Origin of the sequence: Pseudomonas sp. FP2309 (assembly GCF_030687575.1) — a bacterium.
GTDB lineage: Bacteria > Pseudomonadota > Gammaproteobacteria > Pseudomonadales > Pseudomonadaceae > Aquipseudomonas.
The window spans coordinates 1919395-1942238 of sequence record NZ_CP117439.1 but is presented as its reverse complement, the minus strand read 5'-3'; the positions used below and the strand labels follow the sequence as shown (position 1 = coordinate 1942238).

Annotated in this window: 20 protein-coding genes; 3 read left to right on the top strand and 17 right to left on the bottom strand. The window is 58.5% G+C overall.

What is annotated here, in order from left to right; genetic code table 11:
• Window positions 1-17: 17 nt before the first annotated feature.
• Entirely contained in the window at window positions 18-470 is a 453-nt protein-coding gene (locus PSH59_RS08975; RefSeq protein WP_305394834.1) for a PaaI family thioesterase, read from the bottom strand.
• On the bottom strand, window positions 467-943 hold the full coding sequence (locus PSH59_RS08970) for a PaaI family thioesterase (RefSeq protein ID WP_305394833.1): 477 nt from the start codon (window positions 941-943) through the stop codon (window positions 467-469). The genes PSH59_RS08975 and PSH59_RS08970 overlap by 4 nt, the downstream gene beginning before the upstream one ends.
• 157 nt (window positions 944-1100) lie before the next feature.
• Here PSH59_RS08970 and PSH59_RS08965 point away from each other — a divergent pair, with 157 nt between their 5' ends.
• Window positions 1101-1352, top strand: coding sequence for a hypothetical protein (locus PSH59_RS08965; protein ID WP_010211724.1), 252 nt, complete (start codon window positions 1101-1103; stop codon window positions 1350-1352).
• A 104-nt stretch (window positions 1353-1456) separates the two neighbouring features.
• On the opposite strand, the gene PSH59_RS08960 is transcribed toward PSH59_RS08965, so the two are convergent.
• The 11 genes from PSH59_RS08960 to sdhC form a co-directional block, all read right to left on the bottom strand.
• Window positions 1457-2194 (bottom strand): DUF599 domain-containing protein, encoded by a 738-nt coding sequence (locus PSH59_RS08960; RefSeq protein ID WP_248076217.1) that lies wholly within the window; start codon window positions 2192-2194, stop codon window positions 1457-1459.
• Window positions 2195-2422: 228 nt separating this feature from the next.
• Window positions 2423-3736 carry a branched-chain amino acid transport system II carrier protein gene (brnQ, locus tag PSH59_RS08955; protein ID WP_248076219.1) on the bottom strand — a complete coding sequence of 438 codons (1314 nt, stop codon included), beginning with the start codon at window positions 3734-3736 and terminating at the stop codon, window positions 2423-2425.
• Window positions 3737-4100: 364 nt separating this feature from the next.
• Complete coding sequence (sucD, locus tag PSH59_RS08950; protein WP_084381139.1) at window positions 4101-4982, bottom strand: succinate--CoA ligase subunit alpha; 882 nt, start codon at window positions 4980-4982, stop codon at window positions 4101-4103.
• Complete coding sequence (sucC, locus tag PSH59_RS08945) at window positions 4982-6148, bottom strand: ADP-forming succinate--CoA ligase subunit beta (protein ID WP_003233235.1); 1167 nt, start codon at window positions 6146-6148, stop codon at window positions 4982-4984. Before sucC ends, sucD begins: the two co-directional genes overlap by 1 nt.
• A gap of 204 nt (window positions 6149-6352) precedes the next feature.
• Window positions 6353-7789 carry a dihydrolipoyl dehydrogenase gene (gene lpdA, locus PSH59_RS08940; protein ID WP_248076221.1) on the bottom strand — a complete coding sequence of 479 codons (1437 nt, stop codon included), beginning with the start codon at window positions 7787-7789 and terminating at the stop codon, window positions 6353-6355.
• Window positions 7790-7897: 108 nt separating this feature from the next.
• Window positions 7898-9118: a 2-oxoglutarate dehydrogenase complex dihydrolipoyllysine-residue succinyltransferase gene (odhB, locus tag PSH59_RS08935; protein ID WP_248076223.1), complete on the bottom strand. Its 1221-nt coding sequence runs from the start codon at window positions 9116-9118 to the stop codon at window positions 7898-7900.
• A 44-nt stretch (window positions 9119-9162) separates the two neighbouring features.
• Window positions 9163-11994, bottom strand: coding sequence for a 2-oxoglutarate dehydrogenase E1 component (locus PSH59_RS08930; protein WP_248076225.1), 2832 nt, complete (start codon window positions 11992-11994; stop codon window positions 9163-9165).
• A 262-nt stretch (window positions 11995-12256) separates the two neighbouring features.
• Window positions 12257-12961 carry a succinate dehydrogenase iron-sulfur subunit gene (locus PSH59_RS08925; protein ID WP_003172807.1) on the bottom strand — a complete coding sequence of 235 codons (705 nt, stop codon included), beginning with the start codon at window positions 12959-12961 and terminating at the stop codon, window positions 12257-12259.
• Between the two features lie 11 nt (window positions 12962-12972).
• Window positions 12973-14745, bottom strand: coding sequence for a succinate dehydrogenase flavoprotein subunit (gene sdhA / locus PSH59_RS08920; RefSeq protein WP_248076227.1), 1773 nt, complete (start codon window positions 14743-14745; stop codon window positions 12973-12975).
• A 3-nt stretch (window positions 14746-14748) separates the two neighbouring features.
• Entirely contained in the window at window positions 14749-15117 is a 369-nt protein-coding gene (sdhD, locus tag PSH59_RS08915) for a succinate dehydrogenase, hydrophobic membrane anchor protein (protein ID WP_044273013.1), read from the bottom strand.
• Complete coding sequence (gene sdhC, locus PSH59_RS08910) at window positions 15111-15485, bottom strand: succinate dehydrogenase, cytochrome b556 subunit (RefSeq protein ID WP_003172804.1); 375 nt, start codon at window positions 15483-15485, stop codon at window positions 15111-15113. The genes sdhD and sdhC overlap by 7 nt, the downstream gene beginning before the upstream one ends.
• Before the next feature lie 365 nt (window positions 15486-15850).
• Between sdhC and gltA the strand changes: the two genes are divergently transcribed.
• Window positions 15851-17140 carry a citrate synthase gene (gene gltA / locus PSH59_RS08905; RefSeq protein WP_034137560.1) on the top strand — a complete coding sequence of 430 codons (1290 nt, stop codon included), beginning with the start codon at window positions 15851-15853 and terminating at the stop codon, window positions 17138-17140.
• A gap of 183 nt (window positions 17141-17323) precedes the next feature.
• On the opposite strand, the gene PSH59_RS08900 is transcribed toward gltA, so the two are convergent.
• The 3 genes from PSH59_RS08900 to PSH59_RS08890 form a co-directional block, all read right to left on the bottom strand.
• Window positions 17324-18982, bottom strand: coding sequence for a cation acetate symporter (locus PSH59_RS08900; protein WP_248076229.1), 1659 nt, complete (start codon window positions 18980-18982; stop codon window positions 17324-17326).
• Complete coding sequence (locus tag PSH59_RS08895) at window positions 18979-19290, bottom strand: DUF485 domain-containing protein (protein WP_003190001.1); 312 nt, start codon at window positions 19288-19290, stop codon at window positions 18979-18981. Before PSH59_RS08895 ends, PSH59_RS08900 begins: the two co-directional genes overlap by 4 nt.
• Before the next feature lie 216 nt (window positions 19291-19506).
• Entirely contained in the window at window positions 19507-20358 is an 852-nt protein-coding gene (locus tag PSH59_RS08890; RefSeq protein ID WP_248076230.1) for a glycine betaine ABC transporter substrate-binding protein, read from the bottom strand.
• A 330-nt stretch (window positions 20359-20688) separates the two neighbouring features.
• Here PSH59_RS08890 and PSH59_RS08885 point away from each other — a divergent pair, with 330 nt between their 5' ends.
• Complete coding sequence (locus PSH59_RS08885; RefSeq protein WP_248076232.1) at window positions 20689-22242, top strand: glycosyl hydrolase family 17 protein; 1554 nt, start codon at window positions 20689-20691, stop codon at window positions 22240-22242.
• 43 nt (window positions 22243-22285) lie between these two features.
• Here the strand turns inward: PSH59_RS08885 and PSH59_RS08880 are convergent, their stop codons facing one another.
• Window positions 22286-22654, bottom strand: coding sequence for a hypothetical protein (locus PSH59_RS08880; RefSeq protein ID WP_248076234.1), 369 nt, complete (start codon window positions 22652-22654; stop codon window positions 22286-22288).
• Between the last annotated feature and the right edge of the window lie 190 nt (window positions 22655-22844).

The following is a 22844-nucleotide window of genomic DNA, read 5'->3' as shown; positions in this document are numbered from 1 at the left end:
GGGCTAAGACCAGGATTTCAAGGGCACACCGCTTCCTCGATTTTGAAATGCGCACGGGCGGTGGCAATCGGTTCCGCCGGGGTGCTTTGCCAGGCAGTGATCGCCACATTCGCCACCCGTCGACCCTGGCGCCATACCTGGCAGGTGGCGTAGGTGTCGCGAAACTGGCCGGCACGCAGGTAATCCAGGGAGAAGTCTATGATTTTCGGCAGGCCCGGCGTGCCGGTGAATACCAGCAGATGCAACGCCGCCGACAGCTCCATAAAGCCGGCAATCACCCCGCCATGCAGCGCCGGCAATATGGGGTTACCAATGTTGTCCTTGTTGGCAGGCAGACGAAACAGCAACTCATCGCCCACGCGGGTGCACTCGATGCCGATCAGCTTGGCGTAGGGGATCAGCTCCAGCAGCGCCCCGTAGTCGCCGCGTTCATGGGCCTGTTCGAGACGGCTCTTGAATCGATGCGTCATGCCTGCTCTCCCTTGATGACGCTGCCCAGGCCTTGGGTGCCCTTGAGGCGCTTGCCCATGCGCATAAACGTGCCGACTACATGGGCAATAGGCTGTTGCGGGTCATCCTGGTAGGCGACACCACGGGTGAAGATCACGTCGGGCGTCACTCGATAGCACTGGGCGAAGCCGTAGACCGGTTTGTGGGGTTCGGCGGCATGCATGTAGTCGACGCGCAGATCGAGCGTCGGGCAGACCTCGAACTCCGGCAGCACACACAAGGTGGCCATGCCGCAGGCAGTGTCCATCAGCGAGGTCAGCGCCCCGCCGTGGATCACGCCGGACTGGGGATCACCGACGATGGCCGGGCTGTAGGGCAACACCAGGGTCATGCCCTCCTCGCTCGCCTCATGAACACTGATACCCAGCACCTGGCAATGGCGCAGTGCCGATACAAAGCGAGTGGCACGCTCTAACAGTGGATTTTCGGTCATTGTATCCAGACTCTTTTAAGTGATGACTCGCGGAGTAGACCGTGCGAGTGAAAGTTCCTTGAAGCGCGCTGTTTATATATCTGCGTAATAAAAGGAACTAAAGCTTGGACCCCACGCTCGAAAGGCCAGTAGATATCTTCAATAAGGAGAAACACCCATGCGCAAGACTTTAGCTATTTCCATGATGCTGGCCGCTGCCCTCGGTCTGGCTGCCTGCGACAAAAAATCCGAAGACAAAGCCCAAGACGCTGCTGCACATTCCGAGCAAGCTCAGAAAGATATGGCGAAGGCTCAGGATAAAGTGAACGACGCTGCGAAAGAAAACGCCGATGCTGCCAAAGCTCAGGCTGAATCGAACGAAGCCGCCGCAAAAGAAGCAGCCCCAGCGACTCCTGCCACCGGTTCTTGATACCGGGGTTTGAAATAGCCTGGCTGCAAAAAGAAAGCCCGCTTACATAGCGGGCTTTACTTTGTCTGCTGTTTTTATTCAGCGCACTAATCCACCAAGGCGCACTAAGCGGCTTCTTTGGCGGTATCGGGCAGCGGCGTATCCGTCTGCGTATACACCATCACTTGCAGTACGTCGGAATGAAACTCGCGACGATACAGCACCAACACCACCCCCGCGCTCATCAACATGAACAACCAGGGACTCACAAACCACGCCAACATGGTCATGCCGAAGTAATAGGCGCGCAGACCGAAGTTGAACTGGTTGGCCGCCATGGAAATCACCCGTGCCGCGCGCAACGCAAACGCCTTGCGCTCCTGTTCCGACACATGCCGCTCCCCGATCATCGGCGCCGATCCCACCAGCACCGCTGCAAAGTTGTACTGACGCATGCACCAACTGAAGGTGAAGAAGGCGTAGACGAACACCAGCGCCAGGCATAGCAGCTTGATTTCCGACATGCCCTGGGAGGCCTGTTGCACCATGGGGATATCCGCCAACAACGACACGGCCCGCTCGGACGCGCCGAGTACGGTGAGAATACCGGCGAGGATGATCAGGGTACTGGAGGCGAAGAACGAGGCATTGCGCTCCAGGTTACCAATCACGCTGGCGTCGGCGATACGGTTGTCCCGCAGCAGCATGCGGCGCATCCAGTCTTCGCGGTAAAGATGCAGCACACTGGCCAGACAGGCCGTATCGCGGGCTTTCCAGGTGGCATAACGGGTGTAACCGCCCCAACACAGGACGAACCAGAGGGCGGCAAGCAGGTGGATCTGATTGGTTTCGACGAACGACATGCGGGTCCTATGACAAAAGATGGTGTGTGGCCTACGCGGTCAACATGTGCTGGCGTGCCCACAAAGGCTGGGAGTCAGTTTACCAATCTGGCACTGATACAGCGCATTTGCGAGCCTGCCCGCTCCACACCTACCGAGTTTCAACTTTAGAAGCGTGTCATCTATTAAGCATAAAAAATGCCCCGTATCGATTGATACGAGGCATTTCTGTGCAACCTTGAGCACGTGTTAAGCGATTGCTTCGCTACGCTTGCCGAGCATACGGTCAATCACCAAGGCCACCACCAGGACCATCACCGAAGGCACCAGCCACGCCAGACCTTGTTCGCTCAACGGCAGGTGCGCCAACTGCGATGGCAGCCAGTCAGCCAGGCCCGCGCCCTTGAGCGCATCGATGCAGCCGAAGATGAACGACACCAGCATCACCGGACCAACGATACGACCCTGCTCCTGCCAGAAGTCTTTGCAGAAGCTCAGGGCCACCAGCACGATGCACGGCGGGTAGATCGCAGTCAGCACCGGGATCGAGAACGCGATCAGCTTGGTCAGGCCCAGGTTGGACACGAACAGCGAGAACAGCGCCAGAATCACCACCAGGCTCTTGTAGGACAACGGCAGGATGCGGCTGAAGTACTCCGCGCAGGCACACGTCAGGCCCACGGCGGTCACCAGGCACGCCAGGGAAATCAGCACCGCCAGGAAACCGCTGCCCAGGGAACCGAAGGTGTATTGCACGTACGCGTGCAGCACCGCAGCGCCGTTGCTCGCACCGGCGGCGACGGCATGGCTGCCCGCCCCCAGCCGGAACAGACTGATATACACCAGGGCCAGGCCCACACCGGCAATCAGACCGGCGATGATGGCGTAGCGCGTGATCAGCTTAGGAGATTCGACGCCGCGGGAACGGATCGCGTTGACGATCACGATACCGAAGACCAACGCGCCGAGGGTGTCCATGGTCAGGTAGCCATTGATAAACCCCTGGGAGAACGGCGCGGCGACGTATTCAGGCGTCGCGACACCCACTTCACCGGCCGGCAGAGCGAACGCTGCAATGCCGAGGATGGCCAGGGCGATGATCTTCAGCGGTGCCAGAAAGCGACCCACTGTATCCAGCAGGCGCCCCGGGTACAGCGACACAAAAAACACCACCAGGAAATACACCGAGCTGTAGAGGAACAGCGCCAGCGGGCTTTCGCCGGTCAGCGGGGCCAGGCCCACTTCGAAGGACACGGTCGCGGTACGCGGGGTAGCGAACAGCGGCCCTACCGCCAGATACGCCGCCGCCGCCAGCAAGCCACCGGCGATCTTGCCGATGGGGCTGCTCAACGCGTCCATACCGCCACCGACCTTGGCCAGCGCGATCACTGTGACCACCGGCAAGCCCACGGCGGTGATCAGGAAGCCCAGCGCTGCCATCCAGACATGAGGCCCGGACTGCAAACCCACGATAGGCGGAAAGATAATGTTGCCGGCGCCCACGAACAGGGCAAAGGTCATAAAGCCCAACGCCAGGATGTCCTGGCTTTTCAACACTTTCATTTAAGGAAATACCACACTACTGAATCGGAATTTAGAGAGGGATTCCCTATGGATGAGGGAAATACTGCCGGCCCTTGTGGGGACCGACCGGTCTGGCGCGCAGCGGCCTTTTGGGATGCGGGCGCATAAAGAGACGGTTAGGGTACAGAATTGAGCTGACAAACGCACTGTTGCGGGGCGCACTGTCCGATAAGCGACATCTCTATGTCGCGTTTTTGTAAGAGCAGCGGCAAGCTTTAAGCGGCACGACTGGCCGCACTGTGTTGTCTTGCAGCTAAAGCTTGCCGCTTACAGCTGCCCTTAAACGCACAAAGGCCACCCGAAGGTGGCCTTTGTGTGGTGAAGCGTCAGTTAAGCGCGAGGCTTACTTGACAGCCCAACCGGTCAGTTCGGCCAGGGCCTTGCCGATGTCTGCCAGCGAACGCACGGTTTTTACACCGGCGTCTTGCAGCGCAGCGAATTTCTCGTCTGCAGTGCCTTTGCCGCCGGAGATGATTGCGCCAGCATGGCCCATGCGCTTGCCCGCAGGGGCAGTCACACCAGCGATGTAGGAAACAACCGGCTTGGTCACGTGTGCCTTGATGTAGGCAGCCGCTTCTTCTTCAGCCGAACCGCCGATCTCACCGATCATAACGATCGCTTCGGTCTTCGGGTCTTCCTGGAACAGCTTCAGGATGTCGATGAAGTTGGAGCCCGGGATCGGGTCACCGCCGATGCCGACGCAAGTCGACTGACCGAAACCGGCGTCAGTGGTCTGCTTCACAGCTTCGTAGGTCAGGGTGCCGGAACGGGAAACGATACCGACTTTGCCTGGCAAGTGAATGTGACCCGGCATGATGCCGATCTTGCATTCGCCTGGAGTGATCACGCCTGGGCAGTTAGGGCCGATCAGGGTAACACCCAGCTCGTCGCACTTAACTTTAGCGTCCAGCATGTCCAGGGTAGGAATGCCTTCGGTGATGCAAACGATCAGCTTGATGCCGCCGAATGCTGCTTCCAGGATCGAGTCCTTGCAGAAAGGAGCTGGAACGTAGATCACGCTGGCGGTAGCGCCAGTTTGAGCAACAGCATCTTTCACGGTGTTGAACACTGGCAGGCCCAGGTGCTCGGTGCCGCCTTTGCCTGGTGTTACACCACCAACCATCTTGGTGCCGTATTCGATGGCTTGCTGGGTGTGGAAACTACCTTGCGAACCGGTAATACCCTGGCAGATAACTTTGGTGTCTTTATTGATCAGGACGCTCATTATTTGCCCTCCGCAGCTTTGACAACTTGTTGAGCAGCGTCGGTCAGGCTGGTAGCCGCGATGATGTTCAAACCGCTTTCTGCCAGTACTTTAGCGCCCAGTTCAGCGTTGTTACCTTCAAGACGAACAACAACCGGGATTTTAACGCCGACTTCTTTCACTGCACCGATGATGCCTTCGGCAATCATGTCGCAACGAACGATGCCGCCGAAGATGTTGACCAGTACTGCAGCGACGTTGGAGTCGGACAGGATGATCTTGAACGCTTCGGTAACGCGTTCTTTGGTAGCACCGCCGCCCACGTCGAGGAAGTTGGCTGGCTTGCCGCCATGCAGGTTGACGATGTCCATGGTACCCATGGCCAGGCCAGCACCGTTGACCATGCAACCGATGTTACCTTCCAGTGCTACGTAGTTCAGTTCGAACTTGGCAGCATGCGCTTCGCGCGGATCGTCCTGCGACGGATCGTGGAAAGTCTTCAGCTTAGGCTGACGGTACATGGCGTTGGCGTCGATGTTGATCTTGGCGTCGAGGCAGTGCAGATCGCCGTCAGCCTTGATCACCAGCGGGTTCACTTCCAGCAGGGCCAGATCGTGATCCTGGAACAGTTTGGCCAGACCTACGAAGATCTTGGCGAACTGGGCAACTTGCTTGCCTTCCAGGCCCAGCTGGAAAGCCAGCTCGCGACCCTGGAATGGCTGAGCGCCAACCAGTGGATCGATGGTGGCTTTCAGAATTTTTTCTGGGGTTTCGTGAGCGATTTTCTCGATGTCCACGCCACCTTCGGTGGAAGCCATGAACACGATGCGACGGCTCGAACGGTCAACGACAGCGCCCAGGTACAGCTCTTTAGCGATATCAGTGCACGATTCAACCAGGATCTTGGTGACTGGCTGGCCATTGGCATCAGTCTGGTAAGTCACCAGACGCTTGCCCAGCCACTGCTGTGCGAAGGCCTTGGCGTCTTCTTTGCTGCGAACCAGCTTAACGCCGCCCGCTTTACCGCGACCACCCGCGTGGACCTGGGCTTTGACAACCCACTCGGTGCCACCGATTTTGTCGCAAGCTTCTGCTGCTGCTTCCGGGGTGTCTACTGCGTAGCCCTTGGAAACTGGCAGGCCGTATTCAGCGAACAGCTGCTTACCCTGATACTCGTGAAGATTCATGCTTTTTACCGTCTTCGTTAGGTACTGCGCATTCGGCGCTGCGCTCATTATGAGTGCCGCGCCACCTGTGACTGCTGCTTGCGCAACTTGCAGGGCTTATGGCCCATAAAGCTGCGCAAGGCTGCGTCCAGCGGATATTCCGCGGTGAGTCTTGCGCGCAAGGCTCACGACGGGCAACTCCGCCGTGGTTTCTTATTATCTCGCTTAGCGCTTCTTGCGGTTGGCGATGTGGATGGCGCCGCCATTCACTGCCAACGCTGCTTCGTGCAACGCTTCGGACAGGGTCGGATGGGAGAAGACCATCATGCCCAGGTCCTCGGCACTGGTGCCGAATTCCATACCGATTGCGCCTTGCTGAACCAGTTCTGCAGCGCTCGGGCCAATCACGTGGACGCCCAATACGCGGTCAGTCTTGGCATCAGCGATGACTTTGACAAAACCACCAGTGTCGTTGGCTGCCATGGCACGGCCAGAAGCGGCAAACGGGAAGGTGCCGACGTTAACTTCAACGCCTTCAGCTTTCAACTGCTGTTCGTTCTTGCCGACCCATGCAATTTCCGGGTGGGTGTAGATGACCGATGGGACCAGGTCGTAGTTCATCTGGGTTTTGTGGCCCTTGATGCGCTCGACAACCATGATGCCTTCTTCGGACGCCTTGTGCGCCAGCATCATGCCGCGAACCACGTCACCGATGGCGTAGACGCCAGGCACTGTGGTCGCGCAGTGATCATCAACGTGGATGAAACCACGCTCGTCGATGTTCACGCCGCTGTCAGCTGCCAGCAGATCGGTGGTCACTGGACGGCGACCAACGGCTACGATCAGCTTGTCGAAGGTGATGGTCTGTTCGCCATCCTTGTCGGTGTAGGTCACGACCACTTCTTCGCCGTTAACCTTCGAACCCGTCACGCGAGCGCCCAGCTTGATGTCCAGACCTTGTTTGGTCAGGGTCTTATAGGCTTCTTTGGAAACGGCAGTGTCGGCAGCCAGCAGGAAGGTGTCCAGGGCTTCGAGCACGGTGACTTCCGAACCCAGGCGGGACCATACCGAACCCAGTTCCAGGCCGATCACGCCAGCGCCGATCACGCCCAGACGCTTAGGCACTGCCTGGAATTCCAGGGCGCCGGTCGAATCGACGATCACGTTCTGGTCAACAGGAGCTGGTGGAATGTCGATTGGGCGCGAACCTGGCGCCAGGATCACGTTCTCGGCTTCGATAACTTCGACCGAACCGTCTGGCTTGGTGATTTCGACTTTCTTGCCGGCCAGCAGTTTGCCGTGGCCTTGCAGGGAAGTTACGCCATTGGCCTTGAACAAGGTCGCAACGCCGGAGGTCAGGCCTTTAACGATGTTGGCTTTACGGCCAACCATTGCTGGCACGTCCATGGTCACGCCGGCGTGGTTGATGCCGTGGATGGCAAAGCCGTCCTGCGCTTCGTGGAATTTCCAGGAGCTGTCCAGCAGCGCCTTGGAAGGAATGCAACCAACGTTCAGGCAAGTACCGCCCAGTGCCAGTTTGCCTTCCTTGTCGGTGTATTTTTCGATGCAAGCAGTCGAGAGGCCCAGTTGTGCGGCCTTGATCGCGGCAACATAGCCGCCAGGGCCCGCACCAATCACTACAACGTCAAATTTCTGTGTCATAAAAAGGTTCCCTTTTTAGCTGCAAGCTAGAAGCTGCAAGCGACAAGTTGAAGCACCGATCGCTCGTTTTGAGCTTGGAGCTTGCAGCTTGATACTTGCAGCTGCTTTTTAGATATCCAGAAGGAGACGAGCCGGGTCTTCCAGCAGGTTCTTGATGGTTACCAGGAAAGTCACGGCTTCTTTACCGTCGATCAGGCGGTGATCGTAAGACAGTGCCAGGTACATCATTGGGCGGATCACGACTTGGCCATTGATGGCCATCGGACGCTGGATGATGTTGTGCATGCCCAGGATCGCGGCCTGTGGTGGGTTGACGATCGGGGTCGACATCATCGAACCGAAGGTACCACCGTTAGTGATGGTGAAGGTACCACCGGTCATCTCGTCGATAGTCAGCTTGCCGTCACGGGCTTTCTTACCGAAACCGGCAATGCCGCCTTCGATTTCAGCCAGGCTCATCAGCTCGGCGTTACGCAGAACCGGAACCACCAGGCCACGGTCGCTGGACACGGCAACACCGATGTCGGCGTAGCCATGGTAAACGATGTCGCCGCCGTCGATGGAAGCGTTGACTGCCGGGAAGCGTTTCAGCGCTTCGGTAGCGGCTTTGACGAAGAAGGACATGAAGCCCAGGCGCACGCCGTTATGGGACTTCTCGAACAGATCCTTGTACTTCGAACGCAGCGCCATGACTTCGGTCATGTCGACTTCGTTGAACGTGGTCAGCATCGCCATGTTCGACTGTGCTTCTACCAGGCGCTTGGCCACGGTGGCACGTACACGGGTCATCGGCACGCGCTTCTCGGTACGGTCGCCGGCGGCGAACACTGGCGCAGCGGCCGCTGGAGCGGCAGCCTTGGCAGGGGCTGCAGCAGGAGCGTTTTTCTTGGCTTCAACAGCGGCAACCACGTCTTCCTTGGTCACGCGGCCGTCTTTGCCAGTGCCTTTGATGGAAGCCAGGTTGATGCCGTTTTCTTCAGCCAACTGACGAGCAGCCGGTGCGGCGATTGGGTCTTCGCCGCCCGCAGCCGGAGCAGCGGCTGGAGCCGAAGCGGCGGCAGGTGCAGCCGCGGCAGGCGCTGCTGCAGCGCTGCCCTCTTCAATCGAACCCAATACCTGGTTCGACAGGACGGTAGCGCCTTCTTCGGCGACGATTGCGCCCAGCACGCCGTCAGCTTCAGCCAACACTTCCAGAACGACTTTGTCGGTCTCGATGTCGACGATCAGGTCGTCACGCTTGACGGCCTCACCTGGTTTCTTGTGCCAGGTGGCAACGGTGCCATCGGCAACCGATTCCGGGAATGACGGGGCTTTGATTTCGATAGCCATTATCTGTGGGTCCTTAAAATTCGGTTTCAGTCAGCGCGAAGGCGTTAAACAGTGAAAGCATCTTGCAGCAGTTTTTCCTGCTGCTCGGCGTGCATCGACGCATAACCACAAGCAGGTGCAGCAGAAGCATCACGACCGGCGTACTCCAGGCCCAGGGCCTTGTTGTGGTTGCCGATGCTGCGACGCAGGTGATGCTGGCTGCTGTACCACGCGCCCTGGTTCATCGGTTCTTCCTGACACCACACTACGTTAGTGAGGTTGGTGTAAGGCGCGATGATCTCCATGAGGTCATCTTCCGGGAACGGATAAAGCTGCTCGATACGCACGATGGCGATGTCGTCGCGGCCTTCGGCACGGCGTTTTTCCAGCAGATCGTAGTAGACCTTGCCGCTGCACAGGATCAGGCGAGTGACCTTGGCTGCGTCCAGTGTGTCGATTTCTGGAATAACGGTCTGGAACGAACCTTCGGCCAGATCTTCCAGGGTCGAGATGGCCAATTTGTGACGCAACAGCGATTTCGGGGTCAGCACTACCAGCGGCTTGCGCAGCGGGCGGATCACCTGGCGACGCAGCAAGTGGTAGATCTGGGCCGGGGTCGTCGGCACGCACACCTGGATATTGTGCTCGGCGCACAGTTGCAGGTAACGCTCCAGACGGGCCGAGGAGTGCTCAGGACCCTGACCTTCATAACCGTGTGGCAGCAACATGGTCAGACCGCACAGACGGCCCCACTTGTGCTCGCCGCTGGTGATGAACTGGTCGATAACCACTTGGGCACCGTTGGCGAAGTCGCCGAACTGGGCTTCCCAGATCACCAGCGCGTTAGGCGTGGTGGTGGAATAACCGTATTCGAACGCCAGTACGGCTTCTTCGGACAGGAACGAATCGTACAGATCGAAACGTGGCTGGCCTTCGTACAGGTTCTGCAACGGGATGTAGGTGCCCGCATCTTTCTGGTTGTGCAGCACGGCATGACGGTGCGAGAACGTACCACGGCCGATGTCCTGGCCGGTCATGCGGATCGGGTGACCTTCGAACGCCAGGGTCGCGTACGCCATGGTTTCGGCGTAACCCCAGTTGATCGGCAGGCCACCGGCTTGCATCTTCTGACGGTCTTCGTAGATCTTCGCAACCTGGCGCTGTACCACGAAGCCTTCCGGAATTTCCAGCAGCTTGGCGGACAGTTCCTGCAGGGTCTTGAGGTCGAACGAGGTGTCGTGACGCGCGGTCCAGGTATGACCCAGGTACGGGCGCCAGTCCACGAACAGCTCTTTGTTCGGCTCTTTGACCAGGCTTTTTACTACGTGCAGGCCATTGTCCAGCGCGTTGCGGTATTCATCGATTTTCGCCTGAACACGCGCGTCATCCAGGATACCGGCCTTGGTCAGGCTCTCGGCATACAGCTCACGGGTGGTGCGCTGCTTGGTGATCTGCTGGTACATCAACGGCTGGGTGCCACTTGGTTCGTCAGCTTCGTTGTGACCGCGACGGCGGTAGCAAACCAGGTCGATCACCACGTCACGCTTGAACTGCATGCGGTAGTCGACAGCCAGTTGGGTCACGAACAACACAGCTTCCGGATCATCGCCATTCACATGGAGGATCGGCGCCTGGATCATCTTGGCAACGTCGGTGGCGTACTCGGTGGAGCGCGCATCCAGCGGGTTGCTGATGGTGAAGCCAACCTGGTTGTTGATGACGATGTGAACGGTACCGCCGGTCTTGAAGCCGCGGGTCTGCGACATCTGGAACGTTTCCAGGACCACGCCTTGACCGGCGAATGCGGCGTCACCGTGGATGGAAATCGGCAGAACTTTTTCACCGGAGGTGTCATTACGACGATCCTGGCGAGCACGGACCGAACCCTCGACCACTGGAGAAACGATTTCCAGGTGGGATGGGTTGAAGGCCATGGCCAGGTGAACTTCACCGCCTGTGGTCATGACGTTGGACGAGAAGCCCTGGTGATATTTAACGTCACCGGAACCCAGCTCGACCTTCTTCTTGCCTTCGAACTCGTCGAACAGCTCACGCGGGTTCTTGCCGAAGGTGTTGACCAACACGTTCAAGCGACCACGGTGAGCCATGCCGATCACGATTTCCTTGGTGCCGTAGGAACCGGAACGCTGGATCAGCTCGTCGAGCATCGGGATCAGGCTTTCGCCGCCTTCCAAACCGAAACGCTTGGTGCCCGGGTATTTGGTACCCAGGTATTTTTCCAGGCCCTCGGCTGCGGTGACGCGCTCAAGCAGATGGCTGCGTACGTCGGCGGACAGCACCGGACGGCCACGCACACCTTCCAGACGATGCTGGAACCAGTGGCGTTGCTCGGAATCGGTGATGTGCGTGAATTCAGCGCCGATGGTGCGGCAATATGTCTGCTGCAACGCTTCGTGAATTTCGCGTAGGCTCGCTTCCTCTTTGCCGATGAACAGGTCGCCGGCACGGAAGGTCGTATCAAGATCGGCATTGGTCAAGCCGTAATGATTGATCGACAGGTCAGCCGGTGCAGGACGCTTCCAGAGCCCCAGCGGGTCAAGCTGGGCCGCCTGGTGGCCACGCATACGGTAAGCCTGGATCAGTCGCAGTACTTCAACTTGCTTCTTCTCGTGCTCACTGCTCACGCTGCCGGCGGAAACCGGTTGGGCGCGGCGCTGGTTCTTTGCCAGCAGCACAAACTGATCGCGAATTGTTGCATGCGATACATCGGTGGCAGCGTTGCCGTCTGAAGACAACGTCTGAAATTTGGTGCGCCATTCTTCTGGCACAGCGTTAGGGTCGTGCAGGTAGAGCTCATAAAGCTCTTCCACATAGGCAGCGTTACCACCTGAAAGATAGCCGCTGTTCCACATGCGCTGCATCACGCTTTCTTGCATGCTTGGTCACCCTCGATTTGGGGACACCACCGGCGAAAACACCGAGTTTGCTTGCAAAAGGCCAAGTGCAGCGACCAAAACAAGCCACTTAGGATCACGCTGATAGTTCGGGTACCAACCCGAATGCCCCTGCTTGTCTCATTTCTTCAAAATAAGAGCCGCGGCTTTGTAAGTCGCTGCTCAAGTTAAAACTACGGCGCCGGTTGAAGCCTGCGCCGCAGCATTTACGGGCACAACGGTCCTGCTTTTACTGCAACGTCAGTTACACGCCGCTTTGCAGCAACATGTTACGGATGTGACCAATGGCCTTAGTCGGGTTCAGGCCTTTGGGACAAACGTTGACGCAGTTCATGATCCCGCGGCAGCGGAATACGCTGAACGGGTCATCCAGCGAAGCCAGACGCTCGGACGTCTTGGTGTCGCGGCTGTCTGCCAGGAAGCGGTACGCTTGCAGCAGTGCAGCTGGACCCAGGAATTTGTCCGGGTTCCACCAGAAGGACGGGCACGAGGTCGAGCAGCAAGCGCACAGGATGCACTCGTACAGACCGTCGAGCTTCTCGCGCTCTTCCGGGGACTGCAGACGCTCGATGGCCGGAGCCGGCGTGTCGTTCTGCAGGAACGGCTTAACTTTCTCGTATTGCTTGTAGAAGATGCTCATATCGACGACCAGGTCACGGATAACCGGCAAACCTGGCAGAGGACGAACGATCAGCTTGTTGCCTTTAACCACGGCCGACAGCGGCGTGATGCACGCCAGGCCGTTTTTACCGTTGATGTTCATGCCGTCGGAACCGCACACACCTTCACGGCAAGAGCGACGATAGGAGAAACCTTCGTCCTGCTCTTTGATCAGTGCCAATACATCGAGCACCATCAGGTCTTTACCGCCGGTATCAACCTGGAATTCCTGCATGAACGGCGCAGCGTCCTGATCAGGGTTGTAGCGATAAACACTGACTTTCAACATGGCAGTCACCCTTAGTAAGTCCGAATTTTCGGTTCAAACGTCGGAACCGTCTTCGGCGAGAAGTTCACAGCACGCTTGGTTACGCGCTTGTCACCCGGGAAGTACAGGGTGTGGCACAACCAGTTTTCGTCATCGCGATCTTCAAAGTCTTCACGGGCGTGGGCACCACGGGATTCTTTACGAACCTCGGCAGCGATCGCAGTCGCTTCAGCCACTTCCAGCAGGTTTTGCAGTTCAAGGGCTTCGATACGAGCGGTGTTGAACGCCTGGCTCTTATCGTTGATCTTGACGTTGGCGATGCGCGTGCGCAGGTCAGCCAGTTGGGCGATGCCCTTCTGCATGTACTCACCGGTACGGAACACACCAAAGTAGTTCTGCATGCAGCTTTGCAGCTCGCGACGCAGAGTAGCCACGTCTTCGCCATCGGTTCGCTCGTTCAGAGCGTTCAGACGCGCCAGGGCAGCTTCAATGTTGGCGTCGGTAGCGTCGTCGTATTCGATGCCGTCGGTCAGCGCCTTTTCCAGGTGCAGGCCGGCCGCACGACCGAATACCACCAGGTCGAGCAGCGAGTTGCCGCCCAGGCGGTTCGCGCCGTGTACCGATACGCAAGCCACTTCGCCTACCGCGAACAGGCCATGGATGATCTCGTCCACGCCTTCGGCATTCTGGGTGATCGCCTGGCCATGAATGTTGGTCGGCACGCCGCCCATCATATAGTGGCAGGTCGGAACAACCGGAACCGGAGCCAGTACCGGGTCAACGTGAGCAAAGGTCTTGGACAGTTCACAGATACCTGGCAGGCGGCTGTGCAGCACTTCCTCGCCCAAGTGATCGAGCTTGAGCATCACGTGGTCACCGTTCGGGCCACAGCCGTTGCCGGCGATAATCTCTTTAACCATGGAACGGGCAACAACGTCGCGACCGGCCAAGTCTTTGGCGTTCGGCGCATAACGTTCCATGAAACGCTCGCCGTGCTTGTTGATCAGGTAACCACCTTCACCACGGCAACCTTCGGTCACCAGTACACCGGCGCCGGCGATGCCGGTTGGGTGGAACTGCCACATTTCGATGTCTTGCACCGGTACGCCGGCACGCAGTGCCATGCCGACGCCGTCACCGGTGTTGATCAGGGCATTGGTGGTCGATGCGTAGATACGGCCTGCACCGCCCGTCGCCAGCACGGTAGCCTTGGCGCGGATGTAGGTGGTTTCACCGGTTTCGATGCAGATGGCAATCACACCGACGAATGCGCCGTCAGCGTTCTTCACCAGGTCCACCGCGTAGTACTCGTTCAGAAACGTGGTACCGGCTTTCAGGTTGCCCTGATAAAGGGTGTGCAGCAGCGCGTGACCGGTACGGTCGGACGCAGCGCAGGTACGGGCAGCCTGGCCACCTTTGCCGTAATCCTTGGACTGACCGCCAAATGGACGCTGGTAGATACGACCTTGTTCGGTACGGGAGAACGGCAGACCCATGTGGTCCAGCTCGAACACCGCCGCCGGGCCTTCCTGACACATGTATTCGATAGCGTCCTGGTCACCGATGTAGTCGGAACCCTTGACGGTATCGTACATGTGCCAGCGCCAGTCATCGTTCGGGTCGGCGGACGCGATGGCGCAGGTGATGCCACCCTGGGCCGACACGGTGTGGGAACGCGTCGGGAACACCTTGGTGATCACGGCAGTCTTGTGACCGCCCTGGGCCAGTTGCAGCGCAGCGCGCATGCCGGCACCGCCGCCACCAATAATAATGGCGTCGAAGGAAATAGTTGGAATGTTAGCCATGGATCAGATACCCCAAAGAATCTGCACACCCCAGACGAAGTAAGCGAACATCGCGACGCCGCATACTGCCTGGAAGAGAAAACGCACTGCGGTCGCGGACTTGCCCAGCGCCATTGGCGTGAGGTAGTCGGTCGCGATGGTCCACATGCCGACCCAGGCGTGAGCGCCCAGGGCTACAAGGGCCAGCAGACTGAAGATGCGCATGGCATTGTGGGAAAACAGGGCATGCCATTGCTCATAGCCGATGCCCGGATTGGCCACGAGGTATCCGATCAGGAAAATGAAATAAGCCGCGAGAACGACCGCAGACACACGCTGTGCCATCCAGTCATAGAGGCCCGAACGCGACAGATTCGTTACGCTGGTTACCATATCCAAACTCCTGCCAGAACGATCAGCACCACGGAAATGGCGATGATGATTTTCGAGCCCAGGCGGCCGCCTTCCAGCGTCTCGCCAATGCCCATGTCCATGATCAAGTGGCGCACGCCGGCTACCAGGTGATACAGCAGAGCGGACAAGAGACCCCATGCTACGAACTTGGCCAGCGGACTGGTCAAGCATGCCTTCACCTCGGCGTAACCTTCCTCGGAACCCAGGGATTTGCTCAATGCATAAAGCATGATGCCCAAGCCCAGGAACAGGATGATGCCGGAAACACGGTGCAGGAACGACGTAACGCCGGTGATGGGGAGTTTGATGGTCCTTAGGTCTAGGTTTACAGGTCGTTGGCTATTCACGGCTTTTTTTCACACTGAAGAGCCCCTAACAATCAGGGCAAAGTTGTTGGGGAGTGCGACTGGTCAGGTAAGCACCACCCAGGGAGTGCGACCCCCAATGAAAGCAAGCCCAAAAGCCCTTGGCGGTCGGTGGCCGAGTATAGACAGTTAGGTTACTAATGACAACGCGCGCACCTCACCCTAATAGCGGATTGCGCTGGCGGGATAAAAGGCGTAAATGGCAGGCAATTTCGAGGAAAAAGTACGGTTAAAGCCTTCTGGGGCAAGACTTTAGGCAAATTGACATCTGAATTTATCTCACTATAGTGGTGCGGGCCCTGCGTGGGGGGTCTGTCTGATGATTTGAAGCATAAATAGGAGGCCACATGGCTGACAAAAAAGCGCAGTTGATCATCGAGGGCGCAGCCCCCGTCGAGCTGCCCATTTTAACCGGCACCGTTGGTCCCGATGTTATCGACGTACGGGGCCTGACGGCCACGGGCCGTTTCACTTTCGACCCAGGCTTCATGTCGACCGCCTCTTGCGAGTCGAAGATCACCTATATCGACGGCGACAATGGCATCCTGCTGCATCGGGGCTACCCGATCGAGCAACTGGCTGAAAAGTCGGACTATCTGGAAACCTGCTACCTGCTGCTAAATGGCGAACTGCCAACAGCCGAGCAAAAAGCCCAGTTCGTCAGCACTGTGAAGAACCACACTATGGTTCACGAGCAGTTGAAGACGTTCTTCAACGGCTTCCGTCGCGACGCCCACCCGATGGCCGTCATGTGCGGCGTGGTCGGCGCCCTGTCGGCCTTCTATCACGACTCCCTCGACATCAATAACCCGCAGCATCGCGAAATTTCCGCGATCCGCCTGGTTGCCAAGATGCCGACCCTGGCCGCAATGGTTTACAAGTACTCGATGGGCCAGCCCATGATGTACCCGCGCAACGACTTGACGTACGCGGAAAACTTCCTGCACATGATGTTCAACACCCCGTGTGAGATCAAACCGATCAGCCCGGTGCTCGCCAAGGCCATGGACCGGATCTTCATCCTCCACGCCGACCACGAACAGAACGCCTCGACCTCCACCGTGCGCCTGGCAGGCTCTTCGGGTGCCAACCCGTTCGCCTGTATCGCCGCCGGCATCGCTGCACTGTGGGGCCCTGCCCACGGCGGTGCGAACGAAGCCGTATTGACCATGCTCGATGAAATCGGCGATGTCTCGAACATCGACACCTTCATCGCCAAGGCCAAGGACAAGAACGATCCGTTCAAGTTGATGGGCTTCGGTCACCGGGTCTACAAGAACCGCGACCCACGCGCCACCGTCATGAAACAGACCTGCGACGAAGTGTTGAAGGAACTGGGCATCAAAAACGATCCGCAACTCGAACTGGCCATGCGCCTGGAAGAGATCGCCCTGACCGACCCGTACTTCATCGAACGCTCGCTGTACCCGAACGTCGACTTCTACTCGGGGATCATCCTCAAGGCGATCGGCATTCCAACCAGCATGTTCACCGTGATCTTCGCCCTGGCGCGGACCGTGGGCTGGATCTCCCACTGGAAAGAAATGCTCTCCAGCCCGTACAAGATTGGCCGCCCGCGCCAGCTGTACACTGGCTACGAGTCGCGTGACATTACCAAGCTGGAAGATCGGCACTAAAACGCAGCCAAATAAAACGGCCTCTTGATGAGGCCGTTTTTTTGGGCTGCGTTTTAGTGAACTGAAAGCGCCAAGCCACAAGCCGCAAGCAAAAAAATATCCCTGCATCTCTACAGGGATATCTCTCTACACAACACCACTTCTAACTTGCAGCTTGTAGCCAGTCGCTTGCAACTGCCTCAATCAATGACTCACCGCCCCACTCGCCCCCAGGCCAGTCTGCGAACGCACAAACTGCGGGAAGTACAGCGCACGCTCTTTCTCTGCCGCCGCCGACTTGTCGGTGATGGAGAAGAACCAGATGCCGACGAATGCAATGATCATCGAGAACAGCGCCGGGTACTCGTACGGGAAGATGGCTTTTTCGTGGTGCAGGATCGACACCCAGATGGTCGGGCCCAGCACCATCAAGCCCACGGCACTGATCAGACCCAGCCAGCCGCCGATCATGGCGCCACGGGTGGTGAGGTTTTTCCAGTACATGGAAAGCAGCAACACCGGGAAGTTACAGCTGGCGGCAATGGAGAACGCCAGGCCCACCATGAACGCGATGTTCTGGCTCTCGAACAGGATGCCAAGACCAATCGCCAGTACTGCCAAGGCGATGGTGGTGATCTTCGACACGCGAATCTCGTCCTTATCGTTGGCCTTGCCTTTCTTGATCACACTGGCATAGAGGTCATGGGACACCGCCGACGCGCCAGCCAGGGTCAAACCGGCAACCACCGCCAGGATGGTGGCAAACGCCACGGCCGAGATGAAGCCCAGGAAGATACTGCCACCCACCGCGTTGGCCAGGTGCACCGCTGCCATGTTGTTACCGCCCAGCAAAGCGCCTGCAGCATCCTTGAAGGCCGGATTGGTGCTGACCAGCAGGATCGCGCCGAAGCCGATGATAAAGGTCAGGATATAGAAGTAGCCGATGAAGCCAGTTGCATACAGCACGCTCTTACGCGCTTCCTTGGCGTCGCTTACAGTGAAGAAGCGCATCAGGATGTGCGGCAGGCCCGCGGTACCGAACATCAGTGCCAGGCCCAGGGAGAACGCGGAGACGGGGTCTTTCACCAGGCCGCCGGGGCTCATGATCGCTTCACCTTTAGGGTGAACCTTGATCGCCTCGGAGAACAGCATGTTGAAGTCGAAGTTGACGTGTTTCATGACCATCAGGGCCATGAACGACGCGCCGGACAACAGCAGCACCGCCTTGATGATCTGCACCCAGGTGGTCGCCAGCATGCCGCCGAACAACACGTACATGCACATCAAGATGCCGACCAGGATCACCGCTACGTGGTAGTCCAGACCGAACAGCAGTTGGATCAGCTTACCGGCGCCGACCATCTGCGCGATCAGGTAGAACGCCACCACCACCAGGGAGCCACAGGCCGACAGGCTGCGGATCTGGGTTTGCCCGAGGCGGTAGGACGCCACGTCGGCAAAGGTGTATTTACCCAGGTTACGCAGGCGCTCAGCGATCAGGAACAGAATGATCGGCCAGCCCACCAGAAAGCCGATCGAGTAGATCAGACCATCATAGCCAGAGGTGTACACCAGCGCGGAAATCCCCAGGAAGGACGCCGCCGACATGTAGTCACCGGCAATGGCCAGACCGTTCTGGAAACCGGTGATCTTGCCGCCGGCCGCGTAGTAATCGGCCGCCGACTTGTTACGCTTGGAAGCCCAGTAAGTGATGCACAGGGTGGCACCGACGAATGCGATAAACATCAGGATGGCCGAGATGTTCAGCGGTTGCTTATGCACTTCACCGGTCAATGCGTCCGCCGCCCAAACGGCAGGAGCAAAAAGCGAAGCGCCGAATACTGCCAGTAGACGACGGATCATTGCGCAGCCTCCTTGAGAATCGCATTGTTCAAATCGTCAAACTCGCCATTGGCCCGACGCACGTAAATGCCGGTCAGAATAAAAGCGGACACAATCAACCCGACGCCCAAGGGAATGCCCCAGGTAATCGACGAACCGGGGCTGATCTTGGCCCCCAGTACTTGTGGCCCGTAGGCGATCAACAGGATGAAAGCGGAGTAAAGCCCTAGCATGATTGCCGAGAGAATCCAGGCGAATCGTTCCCTTTTTCTCACCAGCTCCTTGAAACGCGGGCTGTTTTGAATCGAGAGGTAAATGCTGTCGTTCATTGTTTTTATCCTCGCAGCACAGCTTTTTTATTATTGGAACATAGCCACTGTATGCGGCTGCGGAACTGGTTCCAGACGACCTTAGTAGTAGAACCACATGACGGTTGCCGCCAACATTGAACTGATTAAATTGACGGCCCCTTGCCCTGAAACGACAAAACCCGCCTGGCGCGAACGCCAGACGGGCTTGTAAGGTGCTGTTTAGAGCGCTGTACGTTATTTAGCGGTCCACTCAGCAACACGCTCAGGGTGCTTGGCAACCCAGTCCTTGGCCGCCGCGTCAGGCTTGGCGCCCTCCTGGATAGCGAGCATGACTTCGCCGATTTCGTCCTTGGAGGCCCACTGGAACTTCTTCAGGAAGGCCGCGACTTCCGGCGCTTTCTTCTCCAGGCCCTTGCTGCCGATGCTGTTGACGGTTTCAGCAGCGCCGTAAATCCCTTTTGGGTCTTCCAGGAAACGCAGTTTCCACTTGGCGAACATCCAGTGCGGCACCCAACCGGTGACGGCGATGGATTCCTGCTTGTCTTCTGCGCGGGTCAGCTCGGCGATCATTGCGGCGCCCGAACTGGCTTGCAGCTTGTAATCGAGGCCGTACTGCTTGATGGCTTCGTCGGTCTTGAGCATCACGCCTGAACCGGCGTCGATGCCGACGATTTTATTCTTGAAGGTGGTGTCGGTTTTGAGGTCTTCGATGGACTTGGCCTTGACGTACTCCGGCACGATCAAGCCGATCTTGGCATCCTTGAAGTTGGGGCCGTAGTCGACCACCTTGTCCTTGTTCTTGGTCCAGTACTCGCCGTGGGTCACGGGCAGCCAGGCCGAGAGCATGGCATCGAGCTTGCCGGTGGCCACGCCCTGCCACATGATCCCGGTGGCGACCGCTTGCAGTTTCACGTCATAACCGAGCTTTTGCTTGATCACTTCCGCCGCCACGTGAGTGGTGGCAACGCTGTCCGACCAGCCATCCACGTAGCCGATGCTCAGGGTTTTGCTGTCGGCACTGGCCAGTGTGGAGCTCATCGCAACTACCAGAGTGGCAGCTGCGCCCAAGAGTCGTCGCATCTTCATCGTACTTCCCCGAAAGTGCTGCGCCCGACGAATGTCGAGCGACGTCAACCTGTTGTTCTGTGGTGCACCGCGCCCCCTCACGCGCATCGATCCGGTGGCTGCGACATCAGTGGAATGCTGACACTTCGATCATCAACCTCACGAGGCCAACGTCCTGCTCTGGCAGCGACCTTATACAAGCAAGAAACGACATCACATCGCCAGCAGCGCATTTCTGCGAACATGGCGTCAAAATTCCGCCCGAACTTTGCATGTCAAAATCATGCAGCCCCACTGGCAAGGGGCAAATCCGGGTAAGATGCGCGCCTTTGCTCCCCAGATAAGCCGACCATGCCCGCGAATGCCCGCTTCCCTGCCCTGCCCTATTTCTTCGCCCTGATCCTCGGCCTGCTGGCCCTTGTCGGCTACTGGTATGGCCTCGGCCGGCCGGTGGTGCTGCCGGACGTCGCCAGCGCCAGCCACAAGCTGCAATGTGCCTCCTACACCCCGTTCGACAAGGACCAATCCCCCTTCGACCAACCGTTCACCCTGCGCCCCGCACGCATGGACGCTGACCTGGCCCTGCTGGCCACCCGCTTTGAATGCATTCGCACGTACTCCATGACCGGCCTGGAAGCCCTGCCGGCGCTGGCGCGCAAGCACGGGTTGAAATTGATGATCGGTGCCTGGGTCAGCAGCGACCCGGTCGCAACGGAAAAAGAGGTCGACCTGCTGATCACTTCGGCCAACGCCAACCCCGATGTGGTCACTTCGGTGATCGTCGGCAACGAGGCCCTGCTGCGCAAAGAAGTCACCGCCTCGCAATTGGTGCGGCTGATCCAAAAAGTCAAAAGCCAGATCAAGCAGCCGGTGACCTATGCCGATGTGTGGGAGTTCTGGCTGCAACACCCCGAAATCGCCCCGGCGGTGGATTTCCTGACCATTCACCTGCTGCCGTACTGGGAGGATGACCCGTCCGGCATCGACCAGGCCCTCAAGCATGTGGGCGATGTGCGCCAGACCTTCGGTAACAAATTCGCGCCCAAGGATGTGCTGATCGGAGAGACCGGCTGGCCGAGCGAAGGCCGTCAGCGGGAAACCGCGGTGCCGAGCCGGGTCAACGAAGCCAAGTTCATGCGCGGCTTCGTGGCCATGGCCGAGGCCAATGGCTGGCACTACAACCTGATCGAAGCCTTCGACCAGCCATGGAAACGCGCCAGTGAAGGCGCGGTCGGCGGTTACTGGGGGCTGTTCGATGCCGATCGCCAGGATAAGGGCATCCTCGCCGGGCCGGTGACCAACGTGCCGTACTGGCCGCTGTGGCTGGGCGTCGGGGGCATCATTGTGTTGGCTACGTTGACGCTGGGGGGGCGCGTGCGCAGTGCGCGCAACGCTATTGCGCTACCCCTGCTCGGTGCCGTCGCCGCCTGTTCCATCGGTACCTGGGCGGAACTCACCCGCGTCACCGCCCGCTTTAATGACGAATGGGCGTGGGCTGGCGTGCTGGTGGCGTTGAATCTGCTGGTGCTGGCTCATGCCGCGTTGGCATTGAGCGCCCGGGAAGGTTGGCGCGAGCGGGCCTTCAACTGGCTGGAGCAACGTGCGGGTTGGCTGGTGGCGATCGCCGGTTTTGCCGGTGCGGTGATGATGCTGGCGTTGGTGTTCGACCCACGATATCGCAGCTTCCCAAGTGCGGCGCTGGTGCTGCCAGGCTTGGTATATCTGCTTCGCCCTGTGAGCGGGCCGCGACGGGAGATCGCGCTGCTGACCTTCATCATTGGCGCCGGCATTGCGCCGCAGCTGTATCGCGAAGGGTTGTTGAACCAGCAGGCTTGGGCTTGGGCGCTGGTCAGTGTGTTGATGGTCGCAGCCTTGTGGCGGTGCTTGCGGATGCACAAGGCTTAAGACCCCATCAGCGCAAGCCCCCTCCCACATTGGCAACGCGTTCTCATGTGGCGGGGGGCTTGCGCACCAACCGTAACCCCGCAATCACCACCGCAAACACCGCAAACGTGGTGTTGTACAACGCCAGCGCGGGCAAACCAAAGACCATCGCCAACACCGCCAGCCCCCATCCCGCCCGCCCCGGCACGAAAAACCCGAGCACCGCGGTGATCAACGCCGCCCAGCCCAGCACCTTGAAGTGAATCATCAACCCAAGGTTCCCACGCAGTTGGCATTCCCAGCGGCTGGCCTCGTCCACGCAAATGCCCACCCAGCGGCCATCCTCCATAAAGCCGTAGCGCGCGCCATAACTGGCGGCGAGCCATAACGGCAAGGCAATAAGCAGCAAAATCAGCGGCAAACGACGGGACATGGAGGTACTCCGATAGGCAAAAACGGCGCCCAGCTTAATGCTCCGACGGCCGTTAGCAAGGGACATACACACAATTAGTGTTCATAGATGCGTGGCAAAGTGTATCGTCTGGCTACTATTACCCCGATTCCGACGTTATTTTCCGACTTTTCGTGCCGTGTACTGGCACTTCGGACGTTACGCGGTGGTC